This is a genomic window from Serratia sp. S4, from assembly GCF_000347995.1.
Lineage (GTDB): Bacteria > Pseudomonadota > Gammaproteobacteria > Enterobacterales > Enterobacteriaceae > Serratia > Serratia quinivorans.
In genome coordinates this window covers 4749312-4768800 of record NZ_KB661120.1, presented here as the reverse complement: position 1 = coordinate 4768800, position 19489 = coordinate 4749312, and the positions used below count along the sequence as shown (strand labels likewise).

The 19489-nt window shown below is 56.5% G+C and carries 19 protein-coding genes; 12 read left to right on the top strand and 7 right to left on the bottom strand.

Going from position 1 to position 19489, the window contains the following annotated elements:
- Positions 1 to 10: 10 nt before the first annotated feature.
- The gene (locus SERS4_RS0122965) at positions 11 to 778 is read right to left on the bottom strand and encodes a transporter substrate-binding domain-containing protein (RefSeq protein WP_012147141.1); all 768 of its coding nucleotides are present in this window, start codon (positions 776 to 778) and stop codon (positions 11 to 13) included.
- 214 nt (positions 779 to 992) lie between these two features.
- On the opposite strand from SERS4_RS0122965, the gene SERS4_RS0122960 reads away from it, so the two are divergent.
- The 5 genes from SERS4_RS0122960 (at position 993) to maa (ending at position 4353) form a co-directional block, all read left to right on the top strand.
- Positions 993 to 1460 (top strand): Lrp/AsnC family transcriptional regulator, encoded by a 468-nt coding sequence (locus tag SERS4_RS0122960; RefSeq protein ID WP_012147140.1) that lies wholly within the window; start codon positions 993 to 995, stop codon positions 1458 to 1460.
- Between the two features lie 82 nt (positions 1461 to 1542).
- Positions 1543 to 2736 (top strand): amino acid aminotransferase, encoded by a 1194-nt coding sequence (locus SERS4_RS0122955; RefSeq protein WP_017894194.1) that lies wholly within the window; start codon positions 1543 to 1545, stop codon positions 2734 to 2736.
- A 122-nt stretch (positions 2737 to 2858) separates the two neighbouring features.
- Positions 2859 to 3275: a secondary thiamine-phosphate synthase enzyme YjbQ gene (locus SERS4_RS0122950; RefSeq protein WP_017894193.1), complete on the top strand. Its 417-nt coding sequence runs from the start codon at positions 2859 to 2861 to the stop codon at positions 3273 to 3275.
- Positions 3276 to 3279: 4 nt separating this feature from the next.
- Positions 3280 to 3633, top strand: a complete 354-nt coding sequence (locus SERS4_RS0122945; RefSeq protein WP_017894192.1) for an MmcQ/YjbR family DNA-binding protein — start codon at positions 3280 to 3282, stop codon at positions 3631 to 3633.
- 162 nt (positions 3634 to 3795) lie between these two features.
- Complete coding sequence (gene maa, locus SERS4_RS0122940) at positions 3796 to 4353, top strand: maltose O-acetyltransferase (protein WP_012147136.1); 558 nt, start codon at positions 3796 to 3798, stop codon at positions 4351 to 4353.
- 38 nt (positions 4354 to 4391) lie between these two features.
- On the opposite strand, the gene SERS4_RS0122935 is transcribed toward maa, so the two are convergent.
- Both SERS4_RS0122935 and uvrA read right to left on the bottom strand, forming a co-directional pair.
- Positions 4392 to 5444 (bottom strand): NAD(P)-dependent alcohol dehydrogenase, encoded by a 1053-nt coding sequence (locus SERS4_RS0122935; protein ID WP_017894191.1) that lies wholly within the window; start codon positions 5442 to 5444, stop codon positions 4392 to 4394.
- 222 nt (positions 5445 to 5666) lie between these two features.
- The gene (gene uvrA / locus SERS4_RS0122930; RefSeq protein WP_017894190.1) at positions 5667 to 8498 is read right to left on the bottom strand and encodes an excinuclease ABC subunit UvrA; all 2832 of its coding nucleotides are present in this window, start codon (positions 8496 to 8498) and stop codon (positions 5667 to 5669) included.
- Between the two features lie 277 nt (positions 8499 to 8775).
- On the opposite strand from uvrA, the gene ssb1 reads away from it, so the two are divergent.
- Complete coding sequence (ssb1, locus tag SERS4_RS0122925; protein ID WP_017894189.1) at positions 8776 to 9312, top strand: single-stranded DNA-binding protein SSB1; 537 nt, start codon at positions 8776 to 8778, stop codon at positions 9310 to 9312.
- 79 nt (positions 9313 to 9391) lie between these two features.
- Here the strand turns inward: ssb1 and SERS4_RS0122920 are convergent, their stop codons facing one another.
- Positions 9392 to 10942, bottom strand: coding sequence for a lytic transglycosylase F (locus SERS4_RS0122920; RefSeq protein ID WP_017894188.1), 1551 nt, complete (start codon positions 10940 to 10942; stop codon positions 9392 to 9394).
- An 83-nt stretch (positions 10943 to 11025) separates the two neighbouring features.
- On the bottom strand, positions 11026 to 11775 hold the full coding sequence (locus tag SERS4_RS0122915; protein WP_017894187.1) for a 3-oxoacyl-ACP reductase family protein: 750 nt from the start codon (positions 11773 to 11775) through the stop codon (positions 11026 to 11028).
- A gap of 130 nt (positions 11776 to 11905) precedes the next feature.
- On the opposite strand from SERS4_RS0122915, the gene SERS4_RS0122910 reads away from it, so the two are divergent.
- Positions 11906 to 12823 carry a LysR family transcriptional regulator gene (locus SERS4_RS0122910; protein WP_017894186.1) on the top strand — a complete coding sequence of 306 codons (918 nt, stop codon included), beginning with the start codon at positions 11906 to 11908 and terminating at the stop codon, positions 12821 to 12823.
- Between the two features lie 56 nt (positions 12824 to 12879).
- On the opposite strand, the gene SERS4_RS0122905 is transcribed toward SERS4_RS0122910, so the two are convergent.
- Complete coding sequence (locus SERS4_RS0122905; RefSeq protein WP_012147129.1) at positions 12880 to 13140, bottom strand: YdgH/BhsA/McbA-like domain containing protein; 261 nt, start codon at positions 13138 to 13140, stop codon at positions 12880 to 12882.
- Between the two features lie 211 nt (positions 13141 to 13351).
- Here SERS4_RS0122905 and SERS4_RS0122900 point away from each other — a divergent pair, with 211 nt between their 5' ends.
- The 5 genes from SERS4_RS0122900 to SERS4_RS0122880 all read left to right on the top strand — a co-directional run bounded on the left by SERS4_RS0122900 (position 13352) and on the right by SERS4_RS0122880 (position 18448).
- Positions 13352 to 13795, top strand: a complete 444-nt coding sequence (locus tag SERS4_RS0122900) for a lipocalin-like domain-containing protein (RefSeq protein ID WP_017894185.1) — start codon at positions 13352 to 13354, stop codon at positions 13793 to 13795.
- Entirely contained in the window at positions 13792 to 14460 is a 669-nt protein-coding gene (locus SERS4_RS0122895) for a glutathione S-transferase family protein (RefSeq protein WP_017894184.1), read from the top strand. Before SERS4_RS0122900 ends, SERS4_RS0122895 begins: the two co-directional genes overlap by 4 nt.
- Positions 14461 to 14507: 47 nt before the next feature.
- A complete protein-coding gene (locus tag SERS4_RS0122890; protein ID WP_012147126.1) occupies positions 14508 to 14915 on the top strand; it encodes a VOC family protein in 408 nt (135 codons plus the stop codon).
- A gap of 336 nt (positions 14916 to 15251) precedes the next feature.
- Positions 15252 to 16613: an NCS2 family permease gene (locus SERS4_RS0122885; protein ID WP_017894183.1), complete on the top strand. Its 1362-nt coding sequence runs from the start codon at positions 15252 to 15254 to the stop codon at positions 16611 to 16613.
- 185 nt (positions 16614 to 16798) lie between these two features.
- Positions 16799 to 18448, top strand: a complete 1650-nt coding sequence (locus SERS4_RS0122880) for a Na+/H+ antiporter (RefSeq protein ID WP_017894182.1) — start codon at positions 16799 to 16801, stop codon at positions 18446 to 18448.
- Positions 18449 to 18477: 29 nt separating this feature from the next.
- On the opposite strand, the gene SERS4_RS0122875 is transcribed toward SERS4_RS0122880, so the two are convergent.
- Complete coding sequence (locus SERS4_RS0122875; RefSeq protein WP_012147123.1) at positions 18478 to 19365, bottom strand: LysR family transcriptional regulator; 888 nt, start codon at positions 19363 to 19365, stop codon at positions 18478 to 18480.
- Positions 19366 to 19489: the final 124 nt, after the last annotated feature.

Sequence of the window (19489 nt, the reverse complement as noted above, 5' to 3'; positions counted from 1 at the left end):
CAATAACGCGTTATTTCTTTACCGCCAGCCATTGATCGATAATGCTCTGATACTCGCCGGTCGCTTTGGACAGGTGCAGCCACTGATCCACATACAATTTCCAGCTTAAATCATCACGCGGTAGCATGTAGGCCTTCTCGCCGTATTGCATCGGTTTTTTGGGATTCACCGCGCACAGTTTCGGAAAACGTTTTTGCTGATACAGCGCTTCGGAGGCGTCGGTGATCATGACGTCGGCTTTCTTGTCGACCAACTGCTGGAAAATCCCCACGTTATCATGGGTCAGCGTCAGTTTGGCCTTGGGCAGATAGGCGTGCACGAAGGCTTCGTTGGTGCCGCCCGCCGGCTCCAACAGACGCACCGACGGTTTATTGATCTGGTCGATGGTGCGGTATTTCTTCACGTCGGTGCAGCGTACCAATGGGATCTTGCCGTCGGTATCCAGCATGTCGGCGAAAAATACCTGCCTTTGACGCTGCAGCGTGACGGAGATACCGCCCATGGCGATGTCGCATTTACCGGCGACGAAGTCCGGCGTCAGGGTTTTCCAACTGGTTTTTACCCATTTCACTTTGGCGCCCAGGCTTTTGGCCAGCGATTCCGCCATATCGATATCAATGCCTTCATAGCTACCGTCTTCTTTCAGGAAGGTATAAGGCTTGTAATCGCCGGTGGTGCACACTTCCAGTGTGCCCTGCTGGATCACCTTATCCAGGTGCGATTGAGCGCTGGCGCTCCCGGCGGCAACCAGCAGTGCGAGAGGTAATAATTTTTTCATCGGCGTCCTTTTTATACATTCGTGGTTTTATGCGCTCTTTAGGCGTTAATTGTCGCTGACTTGCGCGAGTTACCCACTTTTTATGCCATTAGCAGGTGGAAACGTTCGGCATTGCTGCTGTGCGCTTCACAACCTCGGTGGGGGAAGGGTATCCACAGTCAAAAAACTGATAGGCTGTAACGTCAACATTTATTAACACAGTTTACAGGTGGCTATGTACAACATTGACGATTTTGATATGAAAATCCTGACGCTGCTACAGGCCAATGGCCGTCTGACCAATCAGGAACTGAGCGATCTGGTGGGGTTGTCGGCCTCCCAGTGTTCCCGGCGGCGCATCAGTCTGGAGCAGGCGCAGCTGATCCGTGGCTACCATGCACGGCTGGCACCGGAGGCCGTCGGGCTGGGGTTGGTGGGGCTGATAGAAGTGAGCCTGACTCACCATGCTCAGGAGCAGATCGACAGTTTCCACCAGATGCTGGAAGAAGTGGATGCCATTCTTGACGCCTATAAAACTACCGGCGATGCTGATTATCTGCTGAAGGTCGCGGTGGCGGACCTGCCGGCGCTGGACGACTTTATCAGTCAGACGCTGTCGCGGCATAAAAGCGTGGCGCATATCAAAACGGCGGTGGTGCTCAACCGAATCAAGGAAAACGGTTTGTTGCCGGTTGCGCGATAAAGCTAAAACCGAACGCCGTTTTCCGTCTATATTAGAGCCTGATGCTGTGCCCCCGAACCCTAATAATCCAGGAGAACAACCCGTGTTTCAGAACGTTGATGCCTATGTAGGTGACCCGATCCTGTCGCTGATGGAAAAATTCAAAAAAGATCCCCGTTCGCACAAGGTTAACCTGAGTATCGGCCTTTACTATGACGAGCAGGGCATTATCCCGCAGATGAAGGCGGTTGCCGCCGCAGAAACGCAACTGAGCAGCGTGGATCACGGCGCGTCAGTATACCTGCCGATGGAAGGCCTGCAGCCTTACCGTACTGCCATTCAGCATCTGCTGTTCGGCGCCGAGCACCCGATGTTGCAACAGGGGCGTATCGCCACCATTCAAACCGTGGGCGGTTCCGGCGCGCTGAAGGTCGGTGCCGACTTCCTGAAAAGCTATTTCCCGGATTCGCAGGTGTGGGTCAGCGATCCGACCTGGGAAAACCACATCGCCATCTTTGGCGGTGCCGGTTTCAAGGTCAATACCTATCCCTACTTCGACAGCGAAAGCCTGGGCGTGAAGTTTGACGCCATGCTGAGCGCATTGAAACAGCTGCCGAAGCACAGCATCGCGCTGCTGCACCCGTGCTGCCATAACCCGACCGGCTCTGACCTGACCCATGCTCAGTGGGATGAAGTGGTCAAAGTGATCGCCGAACGTGAACTGATCCCGTTCCTTGATATCGCCTATCAGGGCTTTGGCGGTGGGATTGCCGATGATGCCTATGCCATCCGCACTATGGCTGCGGCCGGTCTGCCATGCCTGGTAAGTAATTCGTTCTCTAAAATCTTCTCGCTGTACGGCGAACGCGTCGGCGGCTTGTCGGTGGTGTGCGAAAGCGAAGAGGCGGCGGGGCGCGTATTGGGTCAACTGAAAGCCACGGTTCGCCGCAACTATTCCAGCCCGCCGAACTTCGGTGCACAGGTGGTGGCGAAGGTGCTGAACGATGCGCAGCTGAAAGCCCAGTGGCTGGCAGAAGTCGAAATCATGCGCACCCGTATCCTTGAGATGCGTAAAACGCTGGTGGAAGCGCTGAAGGTTGCTCTGCCGCAGCGTAACTTCGATTACCTGCTGGAACAGCGCGGTATGTTCAGCTACACCGGTTTCAGCGCGGCACAGGTCGATCGCCTGCGTGAAGAGTTCGGTGTGTACCTGATCCACAGCGGCCGTGTCTGCATGGCCGGCCTGAACCATAACAACGTGCATCAGGTGGCCGAGGCGTTTGCCGCAGTGCAATAATGTTGTTAGGGTTTGAAGTTCGCAAGGGAGCGATAGCGATATCGCTCCCTTTTTGTTGTCGGTTTGCCGCCGGAGTTGCTGCAAACTGGATAGAGAATATACTGATTGAGGGGCGCTCACTCATGTGGCATCAGCAAACGCTAATCCTCAGCGCAAAAGCGCGTGGTTTTCATCTGGTTACCGAAGAGATTACCGACCAGCTAACCCACTTACACCGCCTGCAAACTGGCCTGTTGCACCTGTTGTTGCAACATACCTCGGCCTCGCTGACGCTGAACGAGAACTGCGATCCTACGGTGCGAGCCGACATGGAACAGCATTTCCTGCGTCAGGTGCCAGAGAACGCACCCTATCAGCACGACTATGAAGGGCCGGACGACATGCCGGCGCACATCAAATCCTCTCTGTTGGGCACGTCCCTGACGTTGCCTGTCGGTCACGGGCGACTGATGCTGGGCACATGGCAGGGAATTTGGCTGGGGGAGCACCGCATCCACGGCGGTTCACGCCGGGTTGTGGCCACTTTACAGGGGGAATAACCCAATGAATAACACAGCACTGCTGGAATACTGCATGGCGAAGCCGGGCGCGGAACAGAGCGACCAGGACCAGTGGCAGGCCAGCCAGATCAAGGTTGGCGACGTTATGTTCGCCATGGTGTGCGAGGTGCAGGGGCGGCCGGCGCTGGCGGTAAAATCCAGCCCGGAACTGGCGGAGAGCCTGCGGGAACACCATCCGGAGATCGTCGCCTGTGAGCGGCTGAACAAAGCGCACTGGAATACGGTGTTTCTTGACGGCAACCTGCCGAACTCGCAGTTTTATACCCTGATCGACAGTTCATATCAGTTGGTGCTGGAAGGGTTACCTGACCACGTGCGCCAGGAACTGCGCGCTTAGGCGTTGAGGGCAGGTGCACCGCCTGCTTTTTTATCGTCCATCACCCTATTTACCGCTCATATTGTGATCGCCACTTGATGCTGGGAACGTTCCCGCTTCATTGTGCAACGGGAACGGCTAGGCTTTTTAACCATAAACTGCCAGACCAAAGGATGCCGTGAGATGGCCATGAGTGAACAGAAACGCAAGATGATTGCCGGCGAGTTGTATGATGCCGGCGACGAGCTACTGCGCAGCGAGCGTAAGCATGCACGTCAGTTGGTACACCATTACAACCATTCATCCCCGGATGAGACTGACCTGCGTAAACAGTGGCTGGCGGAGCTGTTGGGCCAGTATCAGGGTGGAACCATCGAGCCGACTTTTCGCTGCGATTACGGCTACAACATCTACCTGGGTAAGAACTTTTACGCCAATTTTGACTGCGTGATCCTCGACGTGTGTGAAGTGCATATCGGTGATAACTGCATGCTGGCACCAGGGGTGCATATCTACACCGCCACCCATCCGTTGGATGCGGAAACCCGCGTCGGCGGCGCGGAGTTTGGCAAACCGGTGCGCATTGGCGATAACGTGTGGATTGGTGGCCGGGCGGTGATTAACCCTGGCGTGACTCTGGGGGATAACGTGGTGGTGGCATCCGGGGCGGTGGTCACTAAAGACGTGCCGGCCAACTGCGTAGTCGGCGGCAACCCGGCACGGGTGATTAAACAACTGTAAGCAAAAATCGGGCGCCACAATGAATGGCGCCCTTAGAGTTAAGCTCGCAGCGAGTTGATATCCACCACGAAGCGGTATTTCACGTCGCTTTTCAGCATCCGCTCATAGGCCTGGTTGATTTGCTGCATCGGGATCAGTTCGATGTCCGAGGTAATACCGTGCTGACCGCAGAAATCCAGCATCTCCTGGGTTTCTGCAATACCGCCGATCAGCGAACCGGCGAGGCGGCGGCGTTTCATGATCAGATTAAACACCTGCGGTGACGGGTGATCGTGTTCCGGGGCACCGACCAGCGTCAGGGTGCCGTCGCGGCGTAGCAGGTTAAGGAACGGGTTCAGATCGTGCTGGGCTGCGACGGTGTTAAGAATAAAGTCGAAGCTGTTGGTGTGCTGCGCCATCTGTTCCGGGTCACGGGAAATGACCACTTCGTGGGCACCGAGGCGTTTGGCATCCTCGACTTTGGATTCGGAGGTGGTGAACAGCACCACATGCGCGCCCATCGCCCGGGCCAATTTGACCCCCATATGTCCTAATCCGCCCAGACCAACAATGCCGACCTTTTTACCGGGGCCGGCACCCCATTGGCGCAACGGGGAATAGGTGGTGATACCGGCGCACAGCAGTGGCGCTACACCGGCCGGATCCAGGTTCTCCGGCACCCGCAGCACAAAGTCCTGGTCCACGGTCATCGCGGTTGAGTAGCCGCCGTAGGTGATGGCACCGGTTTGCCGATCCTGTCCGTTATAGGTGCCGGTAAAGCCGTTTTCACAGTATTGCTCCAGTCCTTCTTCACAGCTCGGACAGCTACGGCAAGAGTCCACCATACAACCCACGCCGACCAAATCGCCGACCTGATAGCGAGAAACATGGCTGCCGACGGCGCTTACGCGGCCAACAATCTCGTGGCCGGGCACTACCGGGAAAATCGTGTTGCTCCATTCGTTGCGGGCCTGGTGTAGATCAGAATGGCAGACGCCGCAGAACAGAACGTTGATTTGCACATCGTGGTCGCGCAGGGTGCGCGGCGTGTAATCAAAAGGAACAAGCGCTGACTTGGCGTCGTGCGCGGCATAGGCGTGCGTAATGTTCATGGTCACTCCAGTCATCAAAGGGTGGGGAACAATTTCCGGCAGCAGGATGCCGGTAAGACGCGGCCTGGATACAGCAGGTGGCCACAGAGGGAACATTGATGATAAAAGCTGCGAGCGGGGAGGGAAATGCCTGAAAATGTCTAAATCTTGCCTGTTTCTGTTCAATTTGAGCGAAACAGGTAATAGCGCGGGCCGCTACAGGAACGGCCCGCCGGGCAGGGATTACTTCTTCTTCAGTAACGGCTTAAGGAAGCGCGCGGTATGTGAAGCTTCGCAGTTGGCCACGGTTTCTGGCGTGCCGGCCACCAGGATCTCGCCGCCGCCGCTGCCGCCTTCCGGCCCCAGGTCGACGATCCAGTCCGCGGTTTTAATCACGTCCAGATTGTGCTCAATCACTACGATGGTATTGCCCTGGTCGCGCAGCTGATGCAGTACTGCCAGCAGTTGCTGGATATCGGCGAAGTGCAGACCGGTGGTCGGCTCATCCAGGATATACAACGTTTGGCCGGTACCGCGTTTCGACAGCTCACGCGCCAGCTTGACGCGTTGCGCCTCACCGCCGGACAGCGTGGTGGCCGACTGGCCGAGACGGATGTACGACAGGCCCACTTCCATCAAGGTTTGCAGTTTGCGCGCCAATGCCGGCACCGCGTCGAAGAATTCACGCGCCTCTTCGATGGTCATCTCCAGCACTTCGTGAATGCTTTTGCCTTTGTACTTCACTTCCAGCGTTTCGCGATTATAGCGCTTGCCTTTACAGTGATCGCACGGCACGTAGATATCCGGCAGGAAGTGCATTTCCACCTTGATCACGCCGTCGCCCTGACAGGCCTCGCAGCGGCCGCCTTTGACGTTAAAACTGAAGCGGCCAGGGTTGTAGCCACGGCTACGCGACTCAGGCACGCCGGCGAACAGTTCACGCACCGGGGTGAAGATGCCGGTGTAGGTTGCCGGGTTGGAACGTGGAGTACGACCGATCGGGCTTTGATCGATGTCGATCACCTTGTCGAAATGCTCCAGACCGGTCACTTCGCGGAAAGGTGCAGGTTCGGCCAGGGTGGCGCCGTTGAGCTGGCGCTGGGCGATTGGGAACAGCGTGTCGTTGATCAGCGTTGACTTGCCCGAACCTGAAACCCCGGTAATGCAGGTGAACAGTCCCACCGGCAAAGTCAGCGTCACGTCTTTCAGGTTGTTGCCGTGCGCGCCGCTCAGTTTCAGCACCTTGGTCGGGTCCGCCGGTACACGCTGCTCAGGAATGGCAATCCCACGTTTGCCGCTGAGGAACTGGCCGGTCAGTGATTCCGGCTGCGCCATGATGTCTTCGACGGTGCCTTCTGCCACCACCTGACCGCCGTGCACCCCGGCACCGGGGCCGATGTCGATCACGTGATCGGCGGCGCGGATGGCGTCTTCGTCATGCTCAACCACGATCACCGTGTTACCGAGGTTGCGCAGGTGGATCAGCGTTTCCAGCAGGCGTTCGTTGTCGCGCTGATGCAGGCCGATTGACGGCTCGTCCAGTACGTACATTACGCCCACCAAACCGGCACCAATCTGGCTGGCCAGACGGATACGCTGTGCCTCACCGCCGGACAGGGTTTCCGCCGAGCGCGACAGCGACAGGTAGTTCAGGCCGACGTTCACCAGGAACTTCAGGCGATCGCCAATTTCTTTCAGCACTTTCTCGGCAATCTGGGCGCGTTGGCCGCTGAGCTTCATGTTCTGGAAGAAGCTCATGGCGTGGCCGATGCTCAGATCGGAGATTTCCGGCAGCGTGGTGTCTTCAACGAACACGTTGCGCGCTTCTTCACGCAGGCGGGTGCCGTGGCACGAGGCGCAAGGACGGTTGCTGATAAACTTGGCCAGCTCTTCGCGTACCGCGCTCGATTCGGTTTCTTTATAGCGGCGTTCCATATTGTGCAGCACGCCTTCGAACGGATGGCGGCGCACGGTGGTATCACCGCGATCGTTGATATATTTGAATTCGATGGTTTCTTTGCCGGAACCGCTGAGCACCGCTTTCTGCACGTTGGCATCCAGGCTGTTGAACGGCGCTTCGACGTCGAACGCGTAATGCTCCGACAACGAGCGCAGCATCTGGAAGTAATAGAAGTTACGGCGATCCCAGCCGCGGATCGCACCGCCGGCCAGCGAAAGCTCAGGGTTCTGTACCACACGTTCCGGATCGAAGAACTGCTGCACGCCCAGGCCGTCACAGGTCGGGCAGGCACCGGCCGGGTTGTTGAACGAGAACAGCCGCGGTTCCAGCTCGCGCATGCTGTAGCCGCAGATGGGGCAGGCGAAGTTGGCGGAGAACAGCAGCTCATCGGCCTTCTCGTCGTCCATGTCGGCGACGACGGCCGTGCCGCCGGACAGCTCCAGCGCGGTCTCGAACGATTCCGCCAGACGCTGCGACATATCGTCACGCACCTTGAAGCGATCGACCACCACTTCGATAGTGTGCTTCTTCTGCAGCTCCAATTTTGGCGGATCGGAAAGATCGCAGACTTCACCGTCGATACGCGCTCGGATATAGCCCTGGGTGGCCAGATTTTCCAGCGTTTTGGTATGCTCGCCCTTGCGATCTTTTACCACCGGTGCCAGCAGCATCAGGCGTTTGCCTTCCGGCTGGTTGAGCACGTTATCCACCATTTGGCTGACGGTTTGCGCCGCCAGCGGGACATGGTGCTCCGGGCAGCGCGGTTCGCCGACGCGGGCAAACAACAGGCGCAGGTAATCGTGGATCTCGGTGATGGTGCCGACCGTAGAACGTGGGTTATGTGAGGTCGATTTCTGCTCGATGGAGATCGCCGGTGACAGGCCTTCAATGTGGTCGACGTCCGGTTTTTCCATCAGCGAGAGGAACTGGCGTGCATAGGCGGAGAGCGATTCGACGTAGCGACGCTGCCCTTCGGCATACAGAGTATCAAAAGCCAGCGAGGACTTGCCTGAACCGGATAAACCGGTGACGACGATCAGCTTGTCACGCGGGATAATCAGGTTGATGTTTTTGAGATTATGGGTCCGAGCACCACGAACTTCGATATTGTCCATTTACACTTCCCGTCTTGATGATACACCGCGCCTGTCTGGGTGATTTACGGACGATTTTGTGATCGAACGCGCAAAAAACCGGCACAGCCAGTACGAAACGCATAATTATGACACAAAAAAACCTGAATGAATATCCAGTATACGAATGCAACAAGGTCGATCGGAACGACAATTCTGGAATAGAATACGCAGTTATCAACACGGGTGTCGTTTCGGGCTGAGCGTGTTAAACTTACTCGTTTATACTGTGTAAAAATCAATCTTCAGGAGAGTTCTCATGGCCAGCAGAGGCGTAAACAAAGTAATTCTGGTCGGGAATCTGGGCCAAGACCCAGAAGTCCGTTACATGCCGAATGGCGGCGCAGTGGCCAACATTACCCTGGCGACCTCCGAAAGCTGGCGTGACAAGGCGACTGGCGAGCAGAAAGAAAAGACTGAGTGGCACCGCGTTGTGCTGTTCGGCAAGCTGGCTGAAGTGGCGGGCGAATATCTGCGTAAAGGTTCCCAGGTGTATATCGAGGGCGCTCTGCAAACCCGTAAGTGGACCGATCAGGCTGGCGTTGAAAAATACACCACCGAGATCGTTGTAAACGTGGGCGGCACCATGCAGATGCTGGGCGGCCGTCAAGGCGGCGGTGCACCTGCAGGCGGTGGCCAGGCTTCCGGTGGTCAGGGCGGTTGGGGTCAGCCTCAACAGCCGCAAGGCGGCAACCAGTTCAGCGGTGGCCAGCAGGCTCGCCCAGCGCAAAACAATGCGCCGGCAGCCAGCAGCAACGAACCGCCAATGGACTTCGACGACGATATTCCTTTCTGATATAAGGTTGTCTAAAGCCGATGAAAAAGCCCCGAAAGGGGCTTTTTTGTTTCTGAAGGAGGCTACTTTCACGCCAAACTCACTGCACGGCTGGGGCTTGTGGCGGCTTCTCTGCTGCTGGCGCACTTTTGGATTGGTCCATGGCCTGCTGCTTGCGAGTTCGCTGATCCATGATCAGCCGATAAGCGACGTAGTATTTGTAGATATTGCTGACATAGGTCACCGTCTCGGCCCCAATCCGTTCGGCGGCCAGGTATTCCACATTGCCAAACCAGATATTGGGGTTAAAGCCACGTTTCTCCGTTTCCGCTCGCAAACGAGCGATGCGGGCTGGGCCTGCGTTGTAAGAGGCAAATGAGAACAGCACTTTGTCGAGTGGCGTCATCGGCTCGTCTGCGTAGTAGCGGTCAATCATCCAGCGCATGTATTTCACCCCAGCATTGATATTGGGATCCAGTTTGCGGATGTCGCCGACTTTCAGCTCTTTGCCGGTGCCCGGCATCACCTGCATAATACCGATGGCCCCCACCGGGCTGCGGACCGACTGGTTGAGGCGCGACTCCTGATAGCCCTGGGCCACCATCAGTAGCCAGTCCACGTTATAGCGATCGCCATATTTCCTGAACACGTCCACCATCGCCAGAAATTTGCTGCGCTCCTTCTCTGAGGCCGCATTTTTGACATATTTGGCATTTTTCAGGTAGCGCAACAGAAGGGTGTTCCCCAACTTGCTACCCTGGCGATTCTTTTCTACGAAGCCGTTGAGCAAAGCGAGTAACTGCGGGTTATCCTTGCGCACCGCCCAGGCGATGTCGGCATCGTCACGCAGCACCACATTTTCGTGTATCTGAATTTTAGGGAAAACCTGTTTCCAGAACAGAGCCTTATGGCGATCAACCACGATAAGTGGAATGAGGCCGGCACTCAGCATCTCGATCAGATCCTCATCCTCGAGCGCTTCGGGGGCAGTCTCCAGAATAACGGGAGGACGTGATTCCTGGGCAAAGCGCTTATTCAGGGCCACCAGACTTTCGTGATAGCTCGATGAGAGGCGCACGAATACCGTTTTTCCGGAAAGTTGTTCCAGGTTTTCCACTTTGGGTGAGGAGGGGCCAGAAATCAGCAGTTCCTTCACTTTCGGATAAAGAGCGGTGGTGAACGTCACTTGCTCCTGACGCGCCGGGGTAATGGTGAGGTTGGAGGCAGCAATATCGCCCCGGCCTTCATTGAGGGCATTGAGTAACTGGTCACGAGCTACCGGCACGAAGATGATGCGCACCTTAAGATGGCGCTGTTTGAGCTTTTTATCCTTCATCAACTTGAGATTAAGGTCGTGCTCGAACTCCATAAATATGTCATGGGTGGCTCCACGCTGGGTGCCCTTGGTGATAAAGAAAAAGGTCTTGCTGTAAGTCGTCAATACCCGAATCACCCGTCGGTCGAGCATGCCTGGCAAATCCCCCAGCCAGGGCCGCATGATGTCGTCCATATTGACCTGGAGCGTCTCTGGTTCTTCCTGATCCTGCGTCTTGTCCTTAGCGGGGGCAGCATATACTGAACTGGCGAACAGCAGGGCTGTGAGACACGCCAGGCAGGCGACCAGCAATCTTTGGGAAGAGGTGGCATTCATGGAAGACACTCCGAATGGTGCGTCTTCTCATTGTAGTCAAACTAAAAAAGCCCCGAGAGGGGCTTTTTGTTTTTCTGGGGACATTAAGCCGAGAAGCCGCCGTCAATGCTCAGGCTGGCTCCGGTGATATAACCCGCTTCGGGGCCAACCAGATAGGCGACGAAGCTGGCGATCTCTTCATCCTTGCCGTAACGACCGATCGCCATCATCCCTTTCAACTGCTCGGCGAAATCGCTGTTGTCCGGGTTCATATCGGTATCTACCGGGCCGGGCTGCACGTTGTTGACGGTAATGCCGCGTGGGCCGAGATCGCGTGCCATGCCTTTGGTCAGGCCGACCAGCGCAGATTTACTCATCGCATATACCGCGCCGCCGGCAAATGGCATACGTTCGGCGTTGGTGCTGCCAATATTGATGATGCGACCGCCATCATTCATATGACGCGCGGCTTCCTGACTGGCGACAAATACGCTGCGGACGTTCACCGCCAGCGTGCGGTCCAGATCTTCCAGCGGTAGTTCTTCGGTGCTGCCCATCGCCAGCACACCGGCGTTGTTCACCAAAATATCCAGATTGCCCAGGCTGTTTACTGCCTGGCGTACCGCCTGCTGCAGCGCTGTTGCGTCGGCACTGTCGGCCTTGATAGCCAGCGCCTTGCCGCCGGCAGCGGTGATTTCACCGACGAGTGCATCAGCTTTACCGGCGGAAGAGACGTAAGTGAAAGCCACGGCGGCACCTTCGCGCGCCAGGCGTTTGGCGATGGCAGCACCGATGCCGCGTGAACCGCCCTGAATGAATGCGACTTTGCCTTGCAGAGAGAGAGTTGCGGACATGATGTTTCTCCAGAGTGGGATTAGGTTAATAAAGCTACCGGTTCAGTATCGGAGAAACGCGGATCGGTAACTAGCCACAAAGAGCTATAATCAGCTTAAACCATTGGTTTGAAATCGTTGGAGAAAAATCATGCTCGGCCATCTGGAATGTTTTGTCAGCAGCGCAGAGAGCGGCAGTTTTTCCGCCGCCGGCCGCAAGTTGGGGATCAGTTCTGCCGCAGTGGGAAAGAACGTCACCAAACTGGAGTCGTTGGTGGGCGTGCGACTATTCCAGCGCAATACGCGTAAATTGACGCTGACCGAAGAGGGCGAACGTTTTTTGCAGGAGGTCAGCGGCGGCTTGCTGTTGATCCAGTGTGCATTGAAAAGTTTGAGTAGCAGCGGTGGGGTCGCTGCGGGAACCTTAAAGGTCAGCATGGGTACCGCTTTTGGCCTGCATTTTGTGCTGCCGATGTTGCCGGATTTTTTGGCACGTTATCCGGCGATTGTTCCAGACTGGCATTTTGATAACCGTCAGGTGGATTTGATTGGCGAGCATTTCGATGCGGCAATGGGAGGCGGTATCGAACTGGCGCAGGGGATGATCGCCCGCGAACTGGCACCGGCACACGGCGTGCTGGTGGCTTCGACGCAGTATTTGCAACAGTACCCATTGCTCCAGCAGCCGGAACAGTTGGTGAGTCATGCGGGCATTTTTATTCGCTCACCGCAAACCGGGCGAGTCCGCAACCTGCCGCTGCGCAATGCGGATAACGAGCAGCGAGCGCCGAGCATGATGATAAAAATGACGGTAAACGAGCCGGAAGCGGCGGCACGGGCCGCGGAAATGGGTTTAGGCATTGCGCTGATCAGCATGCCGAACGCGTTACCTTATCTGGAGAGCGGCCGCCTGGTGCGAGTATTGCCAGGCTGGTATGTCGATCGCGGTAGTGTGCACCTGTATTTCCCCACCACCAAATTTCTGCCGACCAAAACCCGGGTGTTCGTCGATTACATCACCGAACAATTCCGCCTGCAGAAGCTGGCGGCTCGGTTTGACGCGCGCTAGAAACGTGAAAAGCCCCTTGCGGGGCTTCATTCTTCCGTCAGTTTACTGTCTGACGATCAGTTGAAGATTTCTGCGGTGCCGTACAGTTTGTTCTGGCCACCGGCGGAGATGATGCGGTAAGAGCTGGCGCCTGATGCTGCGGCTTTGTTGGCCAGTTCAGTTTCCAGTGCGCTCAGGTTAGAGGCACCGCTAACGGATACCACACCGATTTTCTGGGCGTCGGCAGCAGGTTGGCTGGTTGGCTGGTCGGCAGCAACGCTGGCGAAAGAGGCGGTAGTCAGCAGCAGAGCAGTAGCAAAAATTTTGATGTTTTTCATGATTCAATCCTCAGGGTATTTTTTAGGTGAGAGGTTGTTGCCTCTCGATGTGGTAGATAATAGGCTGGCGCGGCTGAATAGAAAATCGGAGAGTTTTGATAATCTTTATCAAATAAATTGACTTATTTTTGAGCGGTGCGGCTTGCGCTGGCGTGCTGGAAAAATCGCCACTACCCTTTGAGTAAGCAGAAACCTTAGAGGAGTAAACGGCATGTCAGTCAACGCGTTTATCGGCAGTTGGTCATTGGTGTCTTCTGTCTTCAAAGGGGAAGACGGCAGAGTCAATCACCCGCTGGGCGAGCAGGTGCTGGGGCGCATTAACTACGAGCCCAATGGCACCATGGCGGCGCAGCTCTACAGCGCCACCCGGCCATGCTTTGCCGCCGACGATCTGGCACAGGGCAGCGAACAGGAGCTCCGCGCCGCCTTTATCAACATGATTTGTTATTTTGGCCGCTATCAGGTGGATGAAAGCGACCAGCGGGTGGTGCATCAGGTCGAAGGCAGCTCGTTCCCCAATTGGATCGGTAGCCGCCAGGTGCGCTTTTATCGTTTCTCCGGCGATCGTCTCGAGCTTCGTACGGTACCGCTACAGTTTGGCAACGGCGTGCAGACAGGCGAATTGGTATGGCAACGGATAGGAGCGCCCTCATGATCATTGTTCACCATCTGAATAACTCGCGTTCGCAGCGTATCCTGTGGTTTTTGGAAGAGTTGAACGTGCCCTATCAGGTGCAGCGCTATCAGCGCGATCCGCAAACTATGCTGGCACCGCCGGAGTTAAAGAAAATTCATCCGTTGGGCAAGTCGCCGGTGATTGTTGATGGCGATCTGACGTTGGCGGAGTCCGGCGCCATTATTGAATACCTGCAGGAAGCCTACGACGCACAGGGGCAGTTTATTCCCACCGACTATCATGCCCGTCAGCAGTTCCGGTATTGGTTGCATTATGCCGAGGGGTCGCTAATGCCATTGCTGGTGATGAAGCTGGTGTTTAGCCGATTGGGCCAGCCGCCGATCCCCTGGTTGCTGCGGCCGGTGGCGGGGGCGATTGGCAAAGGCGTGCAGCGTGAATATCTGGACAAACAGATCGCGCCACACTGTGATTATCTGGAACAGCACCTGAGCAAAAACACCTGGTTTGTCGGTAATGAATTCAGCGCGGCGGATATCCAGATGAGCTTCCCGCTGGAGGCGATGGCGTCACGTGGCGCACTGGACGGTTGCCCCAAGCTGCGCGGTTATCTACAGCGCATTCATACGCGTCCGGCCTACCAGCGGGCGCTGGAGCAGGGCGGGCCTTATGACCTGCTGAGCTGAGGCGATGGGCTATACTCGATGAGGTCACCCTTCATCGGAGGTAGCCCATGGCTACGCAAATCTTTGTTAACCTGCCGGTGGGCAATCTGCCCGCATCCATGACATTTTTCACCGAACTGGGCTTCAGCTTTAATCCCCGGTTTACCGATGATACCGCCGCTTGCATGGTAGTTAGCGACAGTATTTATGTGATGTTGCTGACCCACGACAAATTCAAAATGTTCACCCCGAATCCGATTGTCGATGCCAAAAAATCGACCGAGGTTTTGCTGTGTCTGTCGCAGCCCGATCGGGCGGCAGTGGATGCACTGGTGCGCAAGGCGATTGCTGCCGGCGGTAATACCTATAATCAGCCGCAGGATTACGGCTTTATGTACGGTCACGGGTTCCAGGATTTGGACGGTCATATCTGGGAACTGATGTACATGGACGAAAAGGCCGCGCAGGCCCAGTGACCCTTTTTGCCCTCCGAACGGGGGGCTTTCCCATCAGATTTCCCTATGTGACAAATTTCATATTTTCGATAATGATGGGCCTCATTACTTTTCTGCATAAATTGCCGCGATCTTTGGTTGATCAGAGAGCATAGAAGGCTGGATAATCGTTTGCCTTGAATAAACCACCATAAATCACCCGCCTCACGCAATGAGAGTTAATCGTTTGCCTTAATAAGCGCCGCCAATAAGCGACGTGAGTGAAAGACCGAAAAGCAAACGATACCCTACCAAACAGGTGTGGGCGGAATAACAAGCCTTGCAACGGGCTGGCAATGAAACACAGGGGACAGCAAGATGTCGAATTCTCAAGCGAACAACGCCGTTAAACCAAAAGGCGGGCTTGATGGTTATTTTAATATTTCTGCGCGTGGCAGCAGCGTGCGGCAGGAAGTGGTGGCGGGGTTAACCACCTTCCTGGCGATGGTTTACTCGGTGATTGTGGTACCGAGCATGCTGGGCAAGGCGGGTTTCCCGCCAACGGCGGTGTTTGTCGCCACCTGCCTGGTTGCCGGCCTGGGTTCGTTGCTGATGGGGCTGTGGGCTAATTTGCCGATGGCTATCGGCTGTGCGATCTCACTGACCGCCTTTACCGCCTTCAGCCTGGTGCTGGGCCAGCACATCAGCATCCCGGTGGCGCTGGGTGCGGTATTCCTGATGGGCGTGCTCTTTACCATTATCTCTGTCACCGGTATCCGCGCCTGGATCCTGCGCAATCTGCCGATGGGTGTGGCACACGGCACCGGTATCGGCATTGGTCTGTTCCTGTTGCTGATCGCCGCTAACGGCGTGGGCCTGGTGGTGAAGAACCCGCTGGACGGCCTGCCGGTGGCATTGGGTGCCTTCACCTCATTCCCGGTAGTGATGACACTGCTTGGGCTGGCGGTGATTTTCGGTTTGGAAAAACTGCGCGTTCCTGGCGGCATCCTGCTGGTGATTATCGCCATTTCGGTGATTGGGCTGGTGTTTGACCCGGCAGTGAAGTATCAGGGGCTGTTCGCCATGCCAAGCCTGGCGGACGCTAACGGCCATTCGCTGATTTTCAGTCTGGATATCATGGGCGCCTTGCAGCCGGTAGTGTTGCCGAGCGTATTGGCGTTGGTGATGACGGCGGTGTTTGACGCTACCGGCACCATCCGTGCGGTAGCCGGTCAGGCTAACCTGTTGGATAAAGACGGGCAGATCATCAACGGCGGCAAAGCGCTGACTTCGGACTCCTTGAGCAGCATTTTCTCCGGCCTGGTGGGCGCGGCTCCGGCAGCGGTGTATATCGAATCTGCGGCGGGTACTGCGGCGGGCGGCAAAACCGGCCTGACTGCGACCGTGGTCGGTCTGCTGTTCCTGATGATCCTGTTCCTGTCGCCGTTATCTTATCTGGTGCCGATTTACGCCACCGCACCGGCGCTGATGTACGTCGGCCTGCTGATGCTGAGCAATGTCACCAAGCTGGACTTCAACGACTTTGTCGATGCCATGTCCGGCCTGCTGTGTGCGGTGTTTATCGTGCTGACCTGTAATATCGTCACCGGCATCATGCTGGGCTTTAGCGCACTGGTGATTGGCCGTATCTTCTCCGGCGAATGGCGTCGGTTGAATATCGGTACCGTGGTCATTGCCGTGGCGCTGGTGGCGTTCTATGCCGGCGGTTGGGCAATCTGATCGCGCTGGTGTTTCCCCCGTCACTTCGGCGGGGGATGTTTTATCCCCATTTCTGCTTCAGATAAGTCTCCTTCTGCCGATACTGCATTTTGAATGGCACAACAAGCTTTAACCGCTGTAAAAAAAGTGATCTACTATCGGGGCATATTCAGAGATATTTCTGAACCCTGGAGTCTAAGGAAAGCATGGAAATCTTTTTTACAATCCTCATTTTAATTTTGGTGGTCTCCCTGTCCGGGGTGGTGACGCGCATGTTGCCGTTCCAGGTGCCATTGCCGTTAATGCAGATCGGTATCGGGGCCTTGTTGGCCTGGCCGCATTTTGGGCTGCACGTCGACTTTGACCCTGAATTGTTCCTGGTCCTGTTTATTCCGCCGTTGCTGTTTGCCGATGGTTGGAAAACCCCGACGCGTGAGTTTTTGCACCACGGCCGTGAAATCCTTGGTCTGGCACTGGTGCTGGTGCTGATTACCGTCGTCGGTGTCGGCTACCTGATTTACGCCATGGTGCCGGGCATCCCGCTGGTGGCGGCGTTTGCCCTGGCGGCGGTACTGTCGCCAACCGATGCCGTGGCGCTGTCCGGCATCGTGGGTAAAGGGCGTATTCCCAAGTCGATCATGGGGGTGCTGGAAGGCGAGGCGCTGATGAACGACGCGTCCGGTCTGGTCTCACTCAAATTCGCCATCGCAGTGGCGATGGGGACCATGGTGTTTACCGTGGGCGGGGCGACGCTGGAGTTTCTCAAGGTGGCGATCGGCGGCCTGCTGGCCGGTGTGGCGATCACCTGGCTTTACAGTAAATCGTTGCGCGTAATGAGCCGCTGGAGCGGCGACGACCCGGCGACGCAAATTGTATTCCTGCTGCTGTTGCCGTTTGCCTCTTATCTGATTGCCGAACATATTGGCGTCTCCGGCATCCTGGCCGCGGTTGCTGCGGGGATGACCATCAGCCAGTCTGGCGTGATCCGCAATGCCCCGCTGGCGATGCGTCTGCGTGCCAACAGCGTCTGGGCGATGCTGGAATTTGTGTTTAACGGCATGGTGTTCATCATGTTGGGCCTGCAGTTGCCGGGGATCCTGGAGACCTCCATTCTGCAGGCGGAGCTGGATCCGACCATTCAGACCTGGTACCTGTTTGCCGATGTCGCCATCATCTACGCTGCGTTGCTGGTGTTGCGCTTCACCTGGCTGTGGCTGATGAAAAACGCCAGCCGTCGCTTTATGAAAAAACGGCCGTTGCAGTTTGGCGATTTCACCACGCGGGAACTGTGGGTGGCGTCGTTCGCCGGGGTGCGTGGGGCGATTACGCTGGCGGGTGTGCTGTCCATTCCGCTGTTGCTGAGTGACGGTTCTGCCTTCCCGGCGCGCTACCAACTGGTGTTTATCGCCGCCGGGGTGATCCTGCTTTCGCTGATTGCCGGCGTCATGGCGTTGCCGCTGTTGCTGCGCGGCGTGCAGGTGGCAGACAAGAGCGTCAGCAAGAGTGAAGAGCGGATGGCGATTGCCATGGCGGCCGAAGTGGCGATCGAAAGCATCAACAAAATGGAAGAACGCCTGGCCGTGGATACCGAGGAAAATATCGATCCGCAGATACTGAAAGAGATCAGTTCGCGGGTGGTCGGGACGCTGCGGAGGCGCATCACCACTAAAGACGATATCGAAAATGCGCTGATGCTGGAAAACCTCGAACGGCGTTTTCGCCTGACGGCGCTGCGTGCCGAACGCGGTGAGTTATATCACCTGCGCGCCACGCAGAAAATCAGCAACGAGACGCTGCAAAAACTATTGCACGATCTCGACCTGCTGGAAGCGCTGTTGATAGAGCGCGAGGGGTAATGCCAATGGGGCCGCAGACGCGGCCCCGTTTATTTCATCGACGGCCAGTAGTCGCGACAGCAGGCGATCCAGGCCTGGGCGCTGTGCGACAGGTAGCTGCCCTGACGCCAGATTAACCCCACCTTCCATTCCATGCGTGGCTCCAGCGGCAGCCAAATCAGGTTTTCCTTATCCAGCCATTGGCAGACCGGCTCCGGCAGGGTGGCGATGCCAACCCCGGCCTGCACCATCGACGCCAGAAAATCCCATTGCCCGCTGCGTACCGCAATCTGGGGTTCAAAACCGGCCTGACGGAATGCTGTCATCAGCATCTTGTAGAGCGCGAAGTCCTCGTTATAAAGCAGGATCGGCCAGTTGGCCAACTCGGAGATATGGATACTGGTACGGTTTAACCAGTGCGGCGTTCGTGGTGCGACCACGCACATGGGGTGGCCGAGCAAGGGCAGAAAGGTCAGTGGCTGAGCGGAATCGACTGGCAGAATGGTCATCGCCAGATCCAGTTCACCGGACATCACCGCCTGTTCAACCGATAGCCCGCCCAGTTCGGAGATTTTGAGTTCGATGCCGGGATAAGTCTGGCGGAACTGCCGGATCAAATCGGCAATCTGCCGGCCGACCATCGGTGGGATGCCCAACCGCAGCACGCCTTTTTTCACCGAGCTGATGTCTTCCAGCTCGGCCTCCAACTGGCGGAATTCATCGATGATGGCCAGACCGCGCTGATATACCGCCTGGCCGCTGTCGGTCAGGTGCAGCCTGCGGCCTTCGCGGATCAACAAGGTGCACTCCAGCTCCTCTTCCAGATGGCGCAGCATCTTGCTGATGGTCGGCTGGGTGACGAACAGTTTTTCCGCCGCGCGGGTAAAGCTTTGCTGGCGCACCACTTCCACGAAGTAGCGCAAAGTGCGGACATCCACGTTGGGTTCTCCTCAGGAACAATACCAGCGGGAAATTATTCCCTGATGGCATGATATTGATGATTTTAATTCATTTCAGGCGGGGTTTCCTGGCTGCGTATACTGTAATCCGTGAATTTTTTGT